A 17390-nucleotide genomic window follows, 5' to 3' on the forward strand; every position below is an offset into this window, starting at 1 on the left:
CGTCGCCGCCGGTAGCCAGGAAGATGATCTCTCCCACCTGGTCCTCCAATGATCTGAAGTCCTTGGTCTTGGCTATCCTGCCGCCGGAGGCGACGTAGGTTTTCGCGGAACCCGGCTCCAGACGCACATATTTATCCCCCATCATGCCTTCGCTGGCGATGATGGCGACGGTGTCGGTCGGCAACTTGATCTCCGGCGTAATGGTCATTTTGACCACGGCGTCATAGTTCTCGGGGTTGAGGCTGTTGCCGACGACAGTACCCACCTTGATGCCGTTGATGCGCACGTCGCTGCCTTTGCTGAGTCCCCCGATCTTGTAGAAAACGGCGGAAATGCCGTAACCCTCGACCGCCTTGACCTCGGCCGTCGAGTAGGCAAACTGAACAAACACTGCGGCGGCCAAAAGAACGACGGCGCCCAGGACGGTTTCAACCGCGTTTCTTCCCATGTCTATTCACTCCCCTTCGCTTCATCAGCTTGTTTGGCGCGGTTGGCCTTGCCTTGAGAGATGATCAAATCCAGCAACTCGGAAACAATCACCGATCCCTGGGTAAAGCTGATCTCGTCTCCCGCCACCATGTTTTCCTTTTCGCCGCCCGGCTCAATCACAATGTATTTGGAGCCGAACAGGCCGTTGGTATGGATAGCCGCCGAAGTATCGGTCGGCAGCTTAACATTTGAATCAATCTTCAGGGTCAGCACCGCCCGATATCCCTTATCAAGGGCCTGACCGTCCACGACGCCGATCTTGATGCCGCCGAGATGCACGTCGCTGCCGATGGAAATGCCGTCAATCCGATCAAACGAGGCATTGATCAGATAGTCCTTGCCGGACGCCTTGTCCCGCACTTCCCCGCCGCCATAAAGAACCGCCAGCAACAAGGCGCCAAGCCCCAGCGAGATCGCTCCGTTAGTAGCTTCTTTATTATCGCTGCTCATCATCGGGTTGAAATCACTCCGGCTTCCAGGGATGGTAATCGCCCGACGAGGGGGCGCGCTTCCCGCCCCTGAGGTCGTGGCCGCAGGGCAGATAAGCGCCGGGCGTGCCGCTCAGGTTGGGCAGGTGATCTTTTTGCCAGGGCCTGGCGTTGGCGGCGCTTTCCGAAAGCGGGGCCGCCGTCGTGTGATGAAGCCATGAGTGCCATTCCGGCGGAACCTTGGAAGCCTCGGACTTGCCCTTGTAGAGCACCCAACGGCGCTCCCTGCCGTGAAGCTTTATGCCGGTTCCCCGGTAATAGCGATTCCTGTGCTCGTCCTCGCCGACCAGCTTACCCTTCAGCAGGGTATAAAAAACCGTTCCGATGTTCATCAGAATATTCATGGCTTCCCCATTGCGGATGAAAAATCCCGCAAGCGACGACAATATGGCATTTGCCGGACGGTTCATACAAGAAAATCCGCTCCATAATAATTATCCGGCGACGCAGAATGTTGTTGCATACGCCGGCAACAATAGCCTACATATTGTGACTAACGCACTTGCAAGCACATAGATGTAGTATCTACGTCACTTTTCATGTGAATGTGTGTTTTATGGTTGGGGAGGTCTTAAGGACTCTGCATAACGCCGGTTTAACGGCGCTGGAGTCAATTTTATCGAGGGGGAACTATGCGAATTTCAAGGCTTTTTACCGAGCATGCCGAGTCGCCTTACGACCTGATCAAGTTCACCACCGCCGGCAGTGAAATCCGCAATCCCGACGGATCGACGGTATTTCAATTAAAGGAGATGGAGCTTCCGGCCTCATGGTCCCAGGTTGCCGGCGACGTTCTCGCCCAGAAATATTTTCGCAAGGCGGGAGTTCCGACCAGGCTTCGCAAAGTGGAGGAAAACGATGTTCCTTCATGGCTATGGCGGAGCGTTCCCGATGACAAGGCCCTCAAACGTCTTCCCAAGGAAAACCGCTACGGCGGCGAAACAAGCGCCAAGCAGGTCTTTGACCGCATGGCCGGCGCCTGGACCTATTGGGGATGGAAAGGCGGTTTCTTCGATTCGGAAGCCGACGCCCACGCCTATCATGACGAAATGCGTTACATGCTGTGCGCCCAGCTCGGCGCCCCTAATTCTCCCCAGTGGTTTAACACCGGACTTCACTGGGCTTATGGCGTCGACAGCCCGGCCCAGGGCCATTTCTACGTTGATTACCGCACCGGCGAGATGACCAAATCGACTTCGGCCTACGAGCATCCCCAGCCCCATGCCTGCTTCATCCAGGGCATCAATGATGATCTGGTCAATGAAGGCGGCATCATGGACCTGTGGGTCCGCGAAGCGCGGCTGTTCAAGTACGGATCGGGGACAGGCACCAATTTTTCACGTCTCAGGGCCGGCGAAGAGGCCCTGTCGGGCGGCGGCAAGTCCTCCGGCCTGATGAGCTTCCTCAAGATCGGCGACCGCGCCGCCGGCGCCATCAAGTCGGGCGGCACCACGCGACGCGCCGCCAAGATGGTGATCGTTGACATTGACCACCCGGACATCGAAACCTTTGTCGGCTGGAAAGCCAGGGAAGAACAGAAAGTAGCGGCTCTGGTCGCCGGTTCCAGACTGGCCGACCAAAACCTCAACAAGGTCATGGCGGCGTGCGGCGACAAAAACAGCGACGATAGTGTCCGCTTCGATCCCAAGAAAAACCGCGCGCTGAAAACCGCCGTCATCGAAGCCCGCAAAGCGATGATCCCCGAAAACTATATCCAGCGGGTCATTCAGTTCGCCAAGCAAGGCTACACCGAGGTTTCTTTCCCGATCTATGACACCGACTGGGACAGCGAAGCCTACTCGACGGTGTCGGGCCAGAACTCCAACAACACGGTTCGCGTCACCAACGATTTCCTGGAAAGAGTGCTGAATGACGGCGAATGGGAACTGATCCGCCGCACCGACGGCAAAGTCGCCAAGCGCGTCAAGGCCCGCGATCTGTGGGAACAGATCGGCGTCGCCACCTGGTCGTGCGCCGATCCCGGTCTGCAATTCGACACCACCATCAACGAGTGGCACACCTGCCCCGAAAGCGGGCGCATCAACGCTTCCAATCCATGCTCCGAGTATATGTTCCTCGACGACACCGCCTGCAATCTGGCGTCCCTCAATCTGGTGCGCTTCCTCAAGGAAGATGAGGGCGTCATCGACGTCGCCGCCTTTGAACAAGCAGTCAGGCTGTGGACGATCACCCTTGAGATATCGGTGCTGATGGCCCAGTTCCCCTCCATGCGCATCGCCGAACTGTCGTACAAATTCCGCACCCTGGGGATCGGCTTCGCCAATATCGGCGGCTATCTGATGGCCCTCGGCATTCCTTATGACTCCGACAAGGGGCGCAGCCTGTGCGCCGCCGTTTCGGCCCTCATGACCGGCGCCGCTTATGCTACGTCGGCCGAGATGGCCGGCGAGATGGGCGCCTTCCCCGGCCATGAAGAAAACCGCGAATCGATGCTGAGGGTTATCCGCAATCACCGCCGCGCCGCCCACGGCGTCAAGGACGGGTACGAAGGCCTGTCGGTGGCGCCGTTGCCTTTTGACGGCAAAGCCTGTCCCGATAAGGAACTGGCGAGGGCCGTGCGCGACGCATGGGATCTGGCCCTGACGCTGGGCGAGGAACACGGCTTCCGCAACGCCCAGGTTTCGGTCATCGCCCCCACCGGCACCATCGGTCTGGTGATGGACTGCGACACCACCGGAATCGAACCCGACTTCGCCATGGTCAAATTCAAGAAACTGGCCGGCGGCGGCTATTTCAAGATTATCAACAATATGGTTCCCAAGGCTCTTGAGCGCCTCGGCTACCCCGCCTTGCAGATCGAGGAGATGTCCCGCTACGCGGTCGGTCACGGCGCCTTGAAAGGATCGCCGGCCGTCACCCACGACGACTTGCGCAAAAAAGGCTTTACCGACGAAGCCCTCAAAGCCGTCGAGGCCGCCATGGCCGACGCCTTCGACATCAAGTTCGCCTTCAACAAATGGACGCTGGGCGAGGAATTCTGCACCAAAACTCTCGGCATCGCCGCCGAAAAACTTGACGACGTGACGTTTGACCTGTTGAGCGTAATCGGCTTTTCCAGGGAAGACGTGGAAGCCGCCAATACCTTCGTCTGCGGCGCCATGACCCTGGAGGGAGCGCCCCACATCAAGGATCATCATCTGCCCGTCTTTGACTGCGCCAACACCTGCGGGCGGATCGGCAAGCGTTCCCTGTCGGTGGAAAGCCACATCCACATGATGGCGGCAAGCCAGCCCTTCATCACCGGCGCCATCTCTAAAACCATCAACATGTCCAACTCGGCCACCGTTGATGATTGCAAGGAAGCCTATATGATGTCCTGGCGTCTGGGGCTGAAGGCCAACGCCCTTTACCGGGACGGCTCCAAGCTGTCCCAACCGTTGCAGGCGTCGCTCCTGAACGATGATGACGTTGCCGACATGGCCGAGGACATAACCGAATCATCAAACGCCGTGCGCGCCAGGGTGATCTCCGAGCGTATTATCGAGCGCTTCGTGACCAAGCGCCAACGCCTGCCCCACCGCCGCAAGGGATACACCCAGAAAGCGGTCATCGGCGGCCACAAGGTTTACCTGCGCACCGGCGAATACGAGGACGGCAAGCTGGGCGAGATTTTCGTCGATATGCATAAGGAAGGAGCAGCCTTCCGCAGCCTGATGAATAATTTCGCCATCGCCGTTTCCATCGGACTCCAATACGGGGTGCCGCTGGAAGAATATGTGGAAGCCTTCACCTTCACCCGTTTTGAACCGTCCGGCATCGTTGTCGGGAACGAAACCATCAAGATGGCGACCTCCATTCTCGATTACCTGTTCCGTGAACTGGCGGTCTCGTACCTGTCGCGCAACGATCTCGCCCACGTCAATCCCAGCGATCTGGACCCCGCCTGCCTGGGACGCGGCGATGACGAAGGCAACCTGCCCAACCACCCCGACGCCGAGACCATGGAAGCGGTCGAGCGCATCACCAGTCAGGGCTTCGTGCGCTCTAATTTCATGGTGATCAGGGGAAACAAGGGATACGGCGTCGCCACGGCGTCGGCGGTCCCCCAGGAAGCGATACTGACCGCCACCGGAATAACCGGATCGATGAGCGTGAACCCCTCCGTCTTCATGAATGTGGACAAGCGCATAAAGAACGTCAGAGAGGCCAAAATGAAAGGCTATGAAGGAGATTCATGCTCCGAATGCGGCAACTTCACCCTGGTGCGCAACGGCACCTGCCTGAAGTGCGACACCTGCGGCGGCACCAGCGGATGCTCGTGATATGAAATCGACCGGGAGAAACATTTAAGGTGGCAAGCGTTACGGGTTCCTCCCTGGGACAACTTGGGGCGGCGTTTGGTTTTCGAACCGGACGCCGCCCATTTTCTTAAGAGTCTGACATGTCCATAAAAACGCGCCTCAAAGAGCTGGGAATCGATCTGCCGCAGGCGGCCTCTCCCGTCGCCAACTACGCGCCGTATGTGAAAACCGGCGCTCTGATCTTCATCTCCGGCCAGATCACCATAGAAAACGGCGAACTGAAATACCTGGGGCGTCTGGGCGAAAATATCAACGTCGAGCAGGGCTACCAAGCCGCCCACCTGTGCGCCAAAAACCTCATCGCCCAGGCCGAACACGCCTGCGACGGCGATCTTGACCGGATAACCCGCGTCGTAAAACTGACCGGCTTTGTAAACTGCACCCCCGATTTTACCGATCACCCCAAGGTAATCAACGGCGCTTCCGATCTGATGGTCGAGGTCTTCGGCCCGAAAATCGGCCCCCACGCCAGGGCCGCCGTGGGCTGCGCCTCATTGCCGCGCGGCGTCAGCGTCGAAGTGGACGGATTGTTCGAGATGAGGTAAGGCCCGCCCTTCCTAACCTGCCCTTAACTATCGCCGGGTAGAATGGCGCCCATGGTTAAAACTCGGAATCTCTTGAAGGCGTTGTTATACCGGCGGTCATTGATATTAACCGTCGGCGACCCCCGCGCTTTCCCCTCCTTACCAAGGAGGGGTCAGGGGAGGTTGCTGCAAATACCCCCTCTAACTCCCCCTTCTAAAGGGGGAGGATTTTTCCCCCTTAAGGGAACCCTAACCCCGTTAACAAAGAGGCATCGCCAATGGCCGCTGGTATTATTGGCCGGCATATTTTTCGCCTGCCGGCCGACGACGGCCGGCGCCGAACAATGCGTCATGGCCGGCAAGCATAACGAGCGCGAGGTGCTGGTTAACCGCTGCGAAACATGCCAGATCGTCACCCTGACGCACAAGCGTCCCGGCCCCGACCCCGCCGTCACCCGCAAATATACGGTGCCGGGCAAATCCAGCACCGACCTGTCGTTCCGTGGTCCGGGACTGACGCGGATACAGTCCGTCGCGCCGTGTGTCGCTCCCCCGCCCCCGTCTCAACCCGCCGACGGCGAAACCGACGGCAAGAAATGCGCCCGGTTGCAGCGCCGCATCGACGGCGGACTGGTGATCGTCAACTCCTGCAACGCCTGCCGTGAAGTCATCGCCGAGCGCACCGGCCCCGGCAAGTTTGCGGAAAAAGAAACCTACACCATTGCCGGCAAGGCCTATATCCCCCTGTCCACAAAGGGCGGCAACGAGGCCGACATCATCTCGGACAAAGCCTGCCGATGACGCAGTCCCCCTACCTCACCTTTGCCGGCGTTTTGATTTTGGGGCGTTTGACGATTGAGTTGTATTGAGGCGGACGGGGATAGTCGAAAACGACCTTGCCGTTCTTGAAATCGACGTTGACGACGCCGCCCTTGATCAGTTTGCCGAACAGCATTTCGTCGGCCAGGGGCGTCTTGATATGTTCCTGGATGACGCGGGCCAGCGGCCTTGCGCCGAAGGTCTTGTCGTAGCCTTTCACCGCCAGCCAATCCCGCGCCTCGTCGGTGAAATTGATGATGACGTTGCGGTCTTCCAATCTGGTCTCCAGTTCGATGATGAACTTGTCAACGACACGGGCCACCACCTCGGGGGTCAGCCTTGAAAAGCCGATAACGGCGTCCAGGCGGTTGCGGAATTCAGGCGTGAACATGCGCTCAATCGCTTCCTTGTCATCGCCGGTTCTCTCCTCCCGCTCAAAGCCGATGGCCGGCTTGGCCAGATCGGCGGCGCCGGCGTTGGTGGTCATGATCAGAATGATATTGCGGAAATCGACGCTCTTGCCGTTGTGGTCGGTGAGCTTGCCGTGGTCCATCACCTGCAACAGAATGTTGAACAGGTCGGGATGGGCCTTTTCGATCTCATCCAGCAGCAACACCGTATGCGGCTGCTTGTCAACGGCGTCGGTGAGCAGTCCGCCCTGGTCGAACCCGACATACCCCGGCGGCGCGCCGATCAGCCTGGAAACGCTGTGGCGCTCCATGTACTCGGACATATCAAAGCGGGTCAGTTCGACGCCGAGGATCAGCGCCAGTTGGCGGGCGACCTCGGTCTTGCCGACGCCGGTGGGGCCGGTAAACAGATAGGAGCCGATAGGCTTCTCCGGCTCGCGCAGACCGGCGCGGGACAGCTTGATGGCGCCGGCCAGCGCATCAATGGCCGCGTCCTGGCCGAAAACCATGGCCTTAAGGTCACGCTCCAGCGTCTTCAGCGCCTTGCGGTCGTCGGCGGAGACATTCTTCGTCGGAATGCGGGCGATCATCGCCACCACTTTCTCGATATCCTTGACGCCGACCGTCTTGCGACGTTTATTCTCGGGCAGCAACATGCGCGAAGCGCCGACCTCATCGATAACATCAATGGCCTTGTCGGGGAGTTTGCGGTCGGAAATATAGCGCGCCGACAACTCTACCGCCTGGCGAATCGCCTCGGCGGTATAGCGCACCTTGTGATGTTCCTCGAAATACGGCTTGAGGCCGTGGAGAATCTTGACCGTATCCTCGACGGACGGCTCATGCACGTCGATCTTCTGAAAGCGGCGCACCAGGGCGCGATCCTTCTCGAAGTGATTGCGGTATTCCTTATAGGTGGTCGATCCCATGCAGCGCACGGCACCGCTCTGCAACGCCGGCTTCAGGATATTGGAAGCGTCCATGGAGCCGCCGGAAGTGGCGCCGGCGCCGATCACGGTATGTATCTCGTCGATGAACAGAACCGATCCTTCGGTATTCTCAAGCTCGGTGATGACTCCCTTGAGGCGCTCCTCGAAATCGCCGCGATAGCGGGTGCCGGCAAGCAGCGCCCCCATATCCAGGGCGAAGATAACGGCGTCTTGCAGCACCTCGGGAACCTCGCCGTGAACAATGCGCCGGGCCAGCCCCTCGGCGATGGCCGTCTTGCCGACGCCGGGGTCGCCGACATACAGGGGATTGTTTTTATTGCGGCGGCACAGCACCTGAATGGTGCGGTCCACCTCCGCGTCACGACCGATCAACGGGTCGATGCGGCCGTTAGCCGCCTTCTCGTTGAGGTTGACGCAGTAGGTATTAAGGGCTTCGTTACCCTTCTTGACCGCCGGTTCGTCGTCCTCGCTCCGCTCCTCATCCTCGGCGCCGTGAACGGCGTGCGGCCGGGGCCGGCCGGGAACCTTGGCGATGCCGTGGGAGATATAATTGACGGCGTCAAACCGCGTCATGTCGTGAACCTGCAAAAAATAAACGGCGTGAGATTCACGTTCCGAAAACAGCGCCACCAGCACATTGGCGCCCGTAACCTCCTCGCGGCCGGAGGACTGCACATGAATAATGGCGCGCTGAATCACCCGCTGGAAGCCGGAGGTGGGCTTGGGATCGCCGTCGGGAACGGCGCTGAAGTCGGTAAGCTCATTGTCGATAAACCCGGTCAGGTCGCTCCGCAGGCGTTCAATTTCAACGCCGCAGGCGCGTAGCACCGCTATTGCGTCGTGATCTTCCGTCAACGCCAGAAGCAGATGCTCAAGGGTCGCATACTCGTGATTGCGCTCGGCGGCCAGCGCCAACGCCTTATGCAGGGTCTTTTCCAGATTACGGGATAACATGATCACTCTTTCTCAATGGCGCATTGAAGGGGATGCTGCGCCCGGCGCGCCATATCCATCACCTGAGCCGCCTTGGTTTCGGCGATTTCGTAGGTAAAAACGCCGCAAATGCCGATACCCGTCTGATGAACCTGAAACATGATGCGCGTGGCGTCCTCACGGCCCATGGCGAATATCTGCTCAAGAACCTGAACGACAAACTCCATCGGCGTATAGTCGTCATTCAGCATCAAGACCTTGTACATGGACGGTTTTTTGGTCCTGGGCCGCGACTTGACGGCGACGCCGGAATCGGGACTGTCGATATCGCCTGGTCTGTTGCTCATCAATCCTTACCGCGAAACCGTCCGCATGTTATCACAAAAAGCTTGAGGCGTCCCTACTGGGCGGCGAAAAAAGCCGAAATTTCCTGAATATCCTTAAAGCTGAGAGCTTCGGCTTCCGTGCTTATATCCGGCTTGGAAACGCCGTGTTCCCCGCTCTTCTTGAATTCCATCATCCTCTTGACCATGTACATCTCCCTCTGGCCGGCCAGATGGGGAGTAGACGGCTGGGCGGACATGCCGTCGACGCCATGGCAGCCCGTGCATCCTGCGGCCTTGGCCTTGGCTGCTCCGGGGCCGGTCTGAGACGACGAATCGGCGGCGCTCGGGGCGAACGGCGTTGCGGCGGCGCCGCCCTTTTTATCCTCTTCGGCAAGACATTTGGTGACGTCGATTCTCTTTTGCAGCTTTCCGATATATTCACTCAGCGCCGGCCCCGCAATCGTCGCTCCGTTCGGCGTGACCAAAGAGGTTCCCTTGCCGCCGGCGCCCTGCGCCAGGGCCAGTTGCCGCTCCCATTTTTCAGTATAGTCCGCCCAATCGCCTTTGTGCTTTACCTTTACATAGGTGGTAACCCGCTCGTGGCTCATCGGCCCCCACCAGTCTACTTGCGGAAACTCGGCGCACTCGGCCGCCATAGCTGAAAAAGACGACATTGCGTAAACCGGCGCGGCAATAACGGCGGCGGTCAAACACCGCCGCAAGGCCTGTATTTTAAGAGAGATAGGCATTTTTTGACCTTTTTATTTGATGAGAATTAAATAGTAACTTCGGGTCGGCGCGACAAGATATGCAGGCGCCGGATTCACGTCCGTTAATCCTTTATTATCTATAACAGAAGTAAAAATGATTCTAACAAAACTTCTTGAGACGGGGCCATGGTTATTGTCTAAGGTCAAGGAAACCATTATGCATGAAACCGATTCAGGGCTACCATTGAGCAGCGCAACCGGGGATATGGGAGTAACGATGAAATCAGGCTCCGCTAACAACCGACGTTTTATCTTTACGATCCTCCTGTGGACGGTGGGTTTTTCGATTCTGTCCGCCGTCCCGGCATCGGCCAAGTACGCCTCCATGGTTATCGACGCCAACACCGGCAAGGTTCTGCATCAGGACAATCCGCACGCCCTGAACTATCCGGCGTCATTGACCAAGATGATGACGCTTTATCTGCTCTTCGAGGCTCTCGACAAGGGCCGGATCAAGATGAGCACCGCTATGAACGTTTCCGACGTTTCAGCCGGTCAACCGGCATCGGCGCTGGGGATGACGAAAGGCCAGACGATCACCGTCAGTCAGGCTATTTTGGCCCTCGCCGTCAAGTCGGCTAACGACGTTGCCGTTGTCGTCGCCGAAGCTCTCAGCGGCTCCCAGAATAATTTCGCCCTGGAAATGACCGCCAAGGCCCGCCAACTGGGGATGTCCCGCACCACGTTTCGCAATCCGTCGGGCTTGCCCCATCAGGGACAACTCAGCACGGCGCGGGACATGGCGCTGCTGGCCCACAGGCTGCTCAGGGATTTTCCGCACTACTACCACTATTTCTCGGCTGAAGAGTTCACCTATAACAATGTGACCTACAAGACCCATAACCGGCTGCTCAAGTCCTACGACGGCGCCGACGGCATCAAAACCGGATATATCAAGGCGTCCGGCTTTAATCTGGTGGCCTCGGCGGAGCGCGGCGGCCGCCGTCTGATCGGCGTCGTCCTGGGCGGCAACACCGCCAAAGCGCGTGATCGCCTGATGGCCGGTCTGCTGGACAAGGGATTTAACCTGATCGGAACGCCGTCATCGGCGCAAAACAAGCCGTCATCGCTCCAGGATCAGCCGTCAACGGCCCGGAACGGGCCGCCCCTGCGCAAGCGCAAAACGGAAACCGCCGATTCCACCCCTGCCCCCTCCGCTACGGCGCCGGACGGCCAGTGGGCGATCCAGGTCGGCGTCTACAACCAATACCAGCCGGCCTACAACGTTGCCCGGAAAATCGCCGAAAAATTTCCCGATATCCTGCAGGGCGGCTCCGTCACGGTGGCCCCCCTCCAGAAGAACAACCGTAAACCCATGTACCGGGCGCGCATCCAGGGCCTCAGTAAAAAACAAGCCTACCAGGCTTGTCTGAGCCTGAAACGCCGGGATATCGACTGCATGGAAGTAACGGCGTGGAAAGCCGCCTGAAGGGCGCGTCCTCACATTTGTCAAAAAGGCATCACGAATGACAACCATCGAATGGTCCGAAGGTCTTAGCGTAGGCGTCCACATTCTCGATGCCGATCACAGGTTTCTCATCAACCTGATTAAAAAATTCAACGACGCGGTAGAGTCAAAACAAGACGCCGACAGGATCGGCAAGATTCTCGACGGCATCTACGAGTACACGGATTTCCACTTCATCCGCGAAGAGGTTCTGATGCGCGCCTGCGGCTACTCCGACGTTGATGCGCACCACAAGGTTCACCTCAACCTTTGTGAACAAATAAAGGAAATATGCCGCCGGCACGCCGTCGCCCCTTCGGAATCATTGAGCGCCGAAACCAGGGCCTTCCTCAATAACTGGCTGACCAAACATATAATGGGGCAGGACAAGAACTATGCGTCGGTCATGGTCGGCAAGGAACTGGAAATCGCCAAGGCTCACGCCCCCCTTATCCATCAGTACAGCGTCGCCGAATCCGCCGAGGCGACGGACGTATACTGACTCCGCGAAATATTGCTCACATATTGGGATAATTAGGGCCGCCGCCGCCCTCCGGCGTTGTCCAGTCGATGTTTTGCGTCGGGTCCTTGATGTCGCAGGTTTTGCAGTGAACGCAGTTGGCGGCGTTGATTTGCAGACGGGGACCGTTGCCGTCGTCGATGAACTCGTAAACTCCGGCGGGACAGAAGCGTTGTTCGGGGCCGGCGTAGACGGCCAGATTAACGCTTAGCGGAATCTCCGCATCCTTCAGTTTCAGATGGCAGGGCTGGTTTTCCTCGTGGCCGGTATTGGAAATATAGACCGAGGATAACCTGTCGAAGGTGAGTGCGCCATCCGGCTTGGGGTAGTCGATCTTGTTGAAATCACAGGCCTTGCCGAGCGTTTCATGGTCGGGGCGTCGGTGGCGCAGGGTCCACGGCGCCCGCCCGCCCAGCAGGTAAGTGTCGATGGCCGAATAGGCGATTCCTCCCCATAATCCGAAACGGAAGGACGGGCGGATATTGCGCGCCCGATACAGCTCTTTCCACGCCCAAGAGCGCTTCAGCGCCTCGGGGTATGAAGCAAGATTGCCCGCAAACGCCGCCTCGGCGGCCAGCATGGCTGACTTCATGGCGGTGTGGATTCCCTTGATTCTTGGAACATTCATAAAACCGGCGGCGGCGCCGATCAACGCCCCGCCGGGGAAAACCAATGCCGGAATCGACTGGAAGCCGCCTTCGTTGAGAGCGCGGGCGCCGTAAGCGAGGCGGCGGGCGCCGGCGAACAGGGGGCGAATGGAGGGATGAGTCTTGAAGCGCTGCATCTCGTCAAAGGGGCTGAGATAGGGGTTTTCATAATCCAGGCCGACGATGAAGCCGACCGCCGCCTGATTGTTTTCCAGATGATAGATGAAAGAGCCGCCGTAGGTGCGCCTGTCCAGCGGCCAACCGACGGTGTGGGTCACCGAGCCGGGGGCATGGCTGGCCGGATCGATCTCCCACAGCTCCTTGACGCCGATGCCGTATATCTGGGGGTCGGAGTCTTTGCCCAGGTCGAAACGTTTGAATAAAGCCTTGGTCAGGGAGCCTCGGCAGCCTTCGGCGAACAGCGTGGTTTCGGCGCGCAGTTCGACGCCGGGCTGAAAGTTGTCGCCCGGCCTGCCGTCCTTGTTCAATCCCTTGTCGCCGGTGGCGATGCCGACGACGGCGCCTTCATGGTTATAGAGTATCTCGGCGGCGGCGAAGCCGGGGAAAATCTCCACTCCCAACTCCGCAGCCTGCTCGGCCAGCCAGCGGGTAAGGTTGCCCAGACTGATCACATAGTTGCCGCGATTGTTCATTTGCGGCGGCGTCGGCAAGCGCAGAGAACCGCTCTCCGTCAGAAAAAGAAACCTGTCCGAGACGACCGGAACGTTCAGCGGCGCCCCTTTTTCCTTCCAGTCGGGAATCAACTCGTCAAGGGCCGACGGATCAAGAACGGCGCCGGAAAGAATATGGGATCCGATCTCGGCCCCCTTTTCAACGACGCAGACGGAAATGTCGCGGTCATGTTCGACGGCCAACTGACGAAGCCGGATGGCGGCGCTCAGTCCCGCCGGCCCGCCGCCGACAATGACAACGCCGAATTCCATCGATTCCCGTTCCATATCATCCCTCCGCATTCCGCTTAATGTTACCAATAGAAGTCGCCGCCGTCTTTCGCTATCAGGGCCAAGACTCACTAAATTCATGAATTCTGCGCGAAGCAGAAAAGGCGACCCGGCTATGAAAAGGCCGAAAAGCGTAGTATTTGCTACGGTTGAGGCCTTTGAAAACGTCCGGTCGCCTTTTCTGCCGCGCCCGAGAAGGGTGACATCAGAATGACCGAATGGACGGCGGAAAATCGGCTCGCCGGGGGCCTTCAGGCCCGCCTTCGCCGATTCTCCTTGTCCCTCGGTCATTTTGATGTCACAGAATTTCATGAGTTTAATGAGTTTTGGCCCTAGTACCGCGTCATGACCTTACCGCTTTCAACCCGTCAACTGCTCCAATGGTACATTGAATCCGGCGTTGATGAGACCATCGGCGATGCGCCGACGGATCGTTTCGCCGTCGTCATTCCCGCCGTTGCCGCAACGCCCCCCATTCCGGTCAGGGCCGCCATGGCCAATACCGAGAGCGCCGTCCACTACGCCTGCGAACTGGCGGCGAAGGCTCAAACGGTGGACGAACTGCGGCATGCTCTTGAACGGTTTGACGGCTGCGCGTTAAGCAAAACGGCGACCAACCTGGTCTTTGCCGACGGTTCGGCGGATGCGAAAATCATTTTTATCGGCGATGCCCCCGGCGCCGAAGAGGACCGCCGGGGCCTCCCCTTTGTCGGTTCCGGCGGCAAGCTGCTGGACCGCATGCTCGATTCCATCGGCCTTGACAGAACCAGGGCGATGATCGCCAACGCCATATTTTGGCGCCCCCCCGGCGATCGCAACCCGACGCCGGCGGAGACGGCCGTCTGCATGCCTTTCGTCGAGCGCCTTGTGGAGCTGGTTGATCCTTACATCCTGGTTACCCTCGGCGGGGCCGCCGCCAAGTCGATGCTGGCGCAAACGTCCGGCATCAGCCGGATCAGGGGGCGCTGGCTTACTTATACGACGCCGCGCCTGGCGCGACCGGTTCACGCCATCGCCGTTTTCCATCCGGACAATCTGCAAAATACCCCGGCGCAAAAACGCGAGGCCTGGCGCGATATGCTGGCCATCAAAAGGAAGCTGGGAGAACTGTAAAACTATTCTCTTTATGACTTGGCGCGCCTTGTTTCGTTGATCCGTTATTTTATCCACATTTTTATGCCCATCCACAAAGTATTGAATATAGCTTGATCTTATCTACAAGATATGGGTAGTTTCCGTTGTCGCTTTCGGTTGCCTGCGGTTTAAAGATGCTTTATAGGTGCATATTGAATTTCAACCCGGCGAGACGAGCTTAATCCAACTATAATATGGTTATGTAATAGAATGATTTTGTTCCGGCGCTCTTCCATTTGTTTTTTAATATTATTCGGCGCGTTTTTACCGGCCTTCAGCGGGGCCGCCGCCGCTGATAACGCCGAAGTGGCGGCTCTTTCTTCGGGCATGGCTGACGAGGACTTAGACAGACTCCCCACCGTTCTGTCGGAGGCGGACGCTGATCGTTACCAGCGCATTTTTGATATTCAGGAAGACGGCGACTGGAAGGCCGCCGACAAGCTGATCGCCGCGCTTGAAGATCGTCTTCTTATCGGCCATGTTATGGCGCAACGCTATCTGCACCCCACTAGGTACCGCTCCGGATACAAGGAGCTTAAAGAGTGGATGGACAGCTATGCCGATCTTCCCTATGCCCCGGAAATCTACAAGCTGGCGCTGACCCGGCGTCACAAGAATCAGCAAGAACCGGCCCGCCCGGCAGTCTTTTACGATTCCGGCATTGCCAACGCCCAAAAAATTTCCGGCGGCAAGGCCAAGGCCTCGGCAGGACAAATGAGCCGCCGGCGAAGCCCGGAAGTCTCGGCGCGGAACAGGGATATTCGCAGCCGGTTGCGTAACGGCATGAGCAAATCGGTCAGCCGGTTTTTACTTTCCACGGAAGCCAAAACTCAGCTCGGCGCCGTTGAATATGATCAGGCCGCCGCCCAGTTGGCGGCCCGCTATTTCACCGACGGTCATGACGATCTGGCTTTGGAGTGGGCGACCAAGGCGGCGAAGCGTTCCGGCGCCCGCGTTCCCGACGCCGACTGGACGGCGGGACTGATATCATGGCGTCTGAAGCGTTACGGCGACGCGGCGCGTCACTTCGAGGCGGTGGCGAAAGCGCCCGGCATTTCGCCGTGGATGATCTCGGCGGGATACTTCTGGGCGGCGCGCTCCTCCCTGGTCGGCGGCGCTCCTGAAAAGTACAATCCCCTGTTGATGTCGGCCGCCGGGCATCCGCGCACCTTCTATGGATTGCTGGCGCATCGGTTGCTGGGAATGCCCATGCCGTTCCGCTGGACGTCGCCGGACCTGGATCAGGCGACTATCGACAAATTATACAAGGCGCCGCCGGGACGCCGCGCTTTGGCTTTGTTGCAGACGGGGATGACCTATCGCGCCGAGCTTGAACTGCGCAACCTGTCCGCCGTCGCCGGGGAAGATGTCGCCAAGGGCATCCTGTCGGTGGCTGTCCGCGCCGGCATGTCGTCGCTGGCGGGCCGTCTGGATATGCGGTTGTTTCCCGACGGCGGCGGCTATGACGGCGCCGCCTATCCGCTTCCCGACTGGGAGGGCGAGGAAAGCTACAGCGTGGACCGGGCGCTGGTTTACGCCCTTATCCGCCAGGAATCGCAATTTAACCCCAAGGCCAAGAGCCGCGCCGGCGCACGCGGCCTGATGCAGTTGATGCCGAAAACGGCCAGCTTTGTCGCTCGCGACCGTCTTCTTCACGGCTCCGGGAAGCAGGCCTTGTTCGAGCCGGAGGTCAATCTGCGGCTGGGTCAGAAATACATCCATATGCTGCTCAACGACGACAAGATCAAAGGCGACATGTTCCTGATGACCGCCGCCTGGAACGGCGGTCTCGGCAATCTCAGCAAGTGGCGGCGCAAGGTCGATGACCTTGACGACTCGCTGTTCTTTATCGAGACCCTGCCCTCGCATGAAACCCGCAATTTTATCGAGCGCGTCTTCACCAACCTGTGGATATATCATGATCGCCTGGGCCAGGCGGCGCCCTCGCTGGACGCTATTGCCGCCGGCGACTGGCCGCTTTATATAGCGCAGGACAAAGAATCCTTGCAGGTGGCTGAAAATGGCGAAAATAGAAGGCGAGCGGGAATTTCTGCCCGTTAACATTGCGGTGCTGACCGTATCTGATTCACGCACCATCGACACCGACACATCAGGCCGAACCCTGGTTGACCGCATCAACGGCGCCGGCCACAAGGTCGCCGCCCGCGAGATCGTCAAGGACGAGGTCGCCGCCATCGTCGCCACGGTCAAAAAGTGGATCGCCGACCCCGCCATTGACGCCGTCATCGCCACCGGCGGCACAGGCATCACCGGACGCGACGTCACGCCGGAGGCCTTTCACGCGCTGTATGACAAGGAAATCCCCGGCTTCGGCGAACTGTTCAGGATGCTCAGCTACGACAAGATCAAGACCTCGGCGCTGCAATCGCGGGCCACGGCGGGAGTCGCCGGCGGCACCTATCTGTTCGCCGTTCCCGGCTCGACCGGCGCCTGCAAGGACGCCTGGGACGACATCCTGGTCCACCAGCTTGACTCAAGACATCATCCCTGCAACTTCGTCGAACTGATGCCGAGGCTCAGGGAACACCTGACGACCTGAAAAAGCCCGACGGGAAAAATTACCCCTCTCCCCTTGCGGGAGAGGATGACCGCGTCAGCGGTCGGGTGAGGGGGCGTGCGACCGGAACC

The 17390-nt window shown here is 58.9% G+C and carries 13 protein-coding genes and 2 pseudogenes (1 of these 15 only partly in view); 8 read left to right on the forward strand and 7 right to left on the reverse strand.

Annotated elements, in window-relative coordinates; genetic code table 11:
* From A3H92_12060 to A3H92_12070, 3 genes and pseudogenes are all read right to left on the reverse strand, one after another.
* Positions 1 to 448: pseudogene (locus tag A3H92_12060) on the reverse strand (outer membrane lipid asymmetry maintenance protein MlaD); it reaches 86 nt to the left of the window's first position.
* 2 nt (positions 449 to 450) lie between these two features.
* Entirely contained in the window at positions 451 to 942 is a 492-nt protein-coding gene (locus tag A3H92_12065; GenBank protein OHC73288.1) for a hypothetical protein, read from the reverse strand.
* A gap of 10 nt (positions 943 to 952) precedes the next feature.
* Positions 953 to 1309 carry an NADH dehydrogenase gene (locus A3H92_12070; GenBank protein OHC73379.1) on the reverse strand — a complete coding sequence of 119 codons (357 nt, stop codon included), beginning with the start codon at positions 1307 to 1309 and terminating at the stop codon, positions 953 to 955.
* A gap of 300 nt (positions 1310 to 1609) precedes the next feature.
* Between A3H92_12070 and A3H92_12075 the strand changes: the two genes are divergently transcribed.
* From A3H92_12075 to A3H92_12085, 3 genes are all read left to right on the forward strand, one after another.
* Positions 1610 to 5260 carry a ribonucleoside-diphosphate reductase, adenosylcobalamin-dependent gene (locus A3H92_12075; protein OHC73289.1) on the forward strand — a complete coding sequence of 1217 codons (3651 nt, stop codon included), beginning with the start codon at positions 1610 to 1612 and terminating at the stop codon, positions 5258 to 5260.
* A gap of 119 nt (positions 5261 to 5379) precedes the next feature.
* On the forward strand, positions 5380 to 5844 hold the full coding sequence (locus A3H92_12080; protein ID OHC73290.1) for a hypothetical protein: 465 nt from the start codon (positions 5380 to 5382) through the stop codon (positions 5842 to 5844).
* Between the two features lie 273 nt (positions 5845 to 6117).
* Positions 6118 to 6624 (forward strand): hypothetical protein, encoded by a 507-nt coding sequence (locus A3H92_12085; GenBank protein ID OHC73291.1) that lies wholly within the window; start codon positions 6118 to 6120, stop codon positions 6622 to 6624.
* 94 nt (positions 6625 to 6718) lie between these two features.
* On the opposite strand, the pseudogene A3H92_12090 reads toward A3H92_12085, so the two are convergent.
* The 3 genes and pseudogenes from A3H92_12090 to A3H92_12100 form a co-directional block, all read right to left on the reverse strand.
* Positions 6719 to 8956, reverse strand: a pseudogene (locus tag A3H92_12090) (ATP-dependent Clp protease ATP-binding subunit ClpA).
* Between the two features lie 2 nt (positions 8957 to 8958).
* The gene (locus A3H92_12095) at positions 8959 to 9282 is read right to left on the reverse strand and encodes an ATP-dependent Clp protease adapter ClpS (GenBank protein ID OHC73292.1); all 324 of its coding nucleotides are present in this window, start codon (positions 9280 to 9282) and stop codon (positions 8959 to 8961) included.
* 53 nt (positions 9283 to 9335) lie between these two features.
* Positions 9336 to 9971 carry a hypothetical protein gene (locus A3H92_12100; GenBank protein ID OHC73293.1) on the reverse strand — a complete coding sequence of 212 codons (636 nt, stop codon included), beginning with the start codon at positions 9969 to 9971 and terminating at the stop codon, positions 9336 to 9338.
* Positions 9972 to 10248: 277 nt separating this feature from the next.
* Here A3H92_12100 and A3H92_12105 point away from each other — a divergent pair, with 277 nt between their 5' ends.
* Entirely contained in the window at positions 10249 to 11460 is a 1212-nt protein-coding gene (locus A3H92_12105) for a hypothetical protein (protein OHC73294.1), read from the forward strand.
* 37 nt (positions 11461 to 11497) lie between these two features.
* The gene (locus A3H92_12110) at positions 11498 to 11980 is read left to right on the forward strand and encodes a hypothetical protein (protein ID OHC73295.1); all 483 of its coding nucleotides are present in this window, start codon (positions 11498 to 11500) and stop codon (positions 11978 to 11980) included.
* Positions 11981 to 11996: 16 nt separating this feature from the next.
* Here A3H92_12110 and A3H92_12115 read toward each other — a convergent pair whose 3' ends face one another.
* Entirely contained in the window at positions 11997 to 13604 is a 1608-nt protein-coding gene (locus A3H92_12115) for an electron transfer flavoprotein-ubiquinone oxidoreductase (protein ID OHC73380.1), read from the reverse strand.
* 348 nt (positions 13605 to 13952) lie between these two features.
* Between A3H92_12115 and A3H92_12120 the strand changes: the two genes are divergently transcribed.
* From A3H92_12120 to A3H92_12130, 3 genes are all read left to right on the forward strand, one after another.
* Positions 13953 to 14720 (forward strand): hypothetical protein, encoded by a 768-nt coding sequence (locus tag A3H92_12120; protein ID OHC73296.1) that lies wholly within the window; start codon positions 13953 to 13955, stop codon positions 14718 to 14720.
* 231 nt (positions 14721 to 14951) lie between these two features.
* The gene (locus A3H92_12125; protein ID OHC73297.1) at positions 14952 to 16802 is read left to right on the forward strand and encodes a hypothetical protein; all 1851 of its coding nucleotides are present in this window, start codon (positions 14952 to 14954) and stop codon (positions 16800 to 16802) included.
* The gene (locus tag A3H92_12130; protein ID OHC73298.1) at positions 16762 to 17301 is read left to right on the forward strand and encodes a molybdenum cofactor biosynthesis protein B; all 540 of its coding nucleotides are present in this window, start codon (positions 16762 to 16764) and stop codon (positions 17299 to 17301) included. The genes A3H92_12125 and A3H92_12130 overlap by 41 nt, the downstream gene beginning before the upstream one ends.
* Positions 17302 to 17390 lie beyond the last annotated feature (89 nt).

The organism is Rhodospirillales bacterium RIFCSPLOWO2_02_FULL_58_16 (assembly GCA_001830425.1).
Taxonomy (GTDB): Bacteria; Pseudomonadota; Alphaproteobacteria; order Rhodospirillales; family 2-02-FULL-58-16; genus 2-02-FULL-58-16.

Excerpts from the sequence above, each read along its gene's own strand:
- A3H92_12125 (OHC73297.1), top strand. The coding sequence starts at position 14,952 with ATGATTTTGTTCCGGCGCTCTTCCATTTGTTTTTTAATATTATTCGGC.
- A3H92_12120 (OHC73296.1), top strand. The coding sequence starts at position 13,953 with ATGACCTTACCGCTTTCAACCCGTCAACTGCTCCAATGGTACATTGAA.
- A3H92_12110 (OHC73295.1), top strand. The coding sequence starts at position 11,498 with ATGACAACCATCGAATGGTCCGAAGGTCTTAGCGTAGGCGTCCACATT.
- A3H92_12105 (OHC73294.1), top strand. The coding sequence starts at position 10,249 with ATGAAATCAGGCTCCGCTAACAACCGACGTTTTATCTTTACGATCCTC.
- A3H92_12075 (OHC73289.1), top strand. The coding sequence starts at position 1,610 with ATGCGAATTTCAAGGCTTTTTACCGAGCATGCCGAGTCGCCTTACGAC.
- A3H92_12130 (OHC73298.1), top strand. The coding sequence starts at position 16,762 with ATGGCGAAAATAGAAGGCGAGCGGGAATTTCTGCCCGTTAACATTGCG.
- A3H92_12070 (OHC73379.1), bottom strand. The coding sequence starts at position 1,309 with ATGAACATCGGAACGGTTTTTTATACCCTGCTGAAGGGTAAGCTGGTC.
- A3H92_12115 (OHC73380.1), bottom strand. The coding sequence starts at position 13,604 with ATGGAACGGGAATCGATGGAATTCGGCGTTGTCATTGTCGGCGGCGGG.
- A3H92_12095 (OHC73292.1), bottom strand. The coding sequence starts at position 9,282 with ATGAGCAACAGACCAGGCGATATCGACAGTCCCGATTCCGGCGTCGCC.
- A3H92_12080 (OHC73290.1), top strand. The coding sequence starts at position 5,380 with ATGTCCATAAAAACGCGCCTCAAAGAGCTGGGAATCGATCTGCCGCAG.
- A3H92_12065 (OHC73288.1), bottom strand. The coding sequence starts at position 942 with ATGATGAGCAGCGATAATAAAGAAGCTACTAACGGAGCGATCTCGCTG.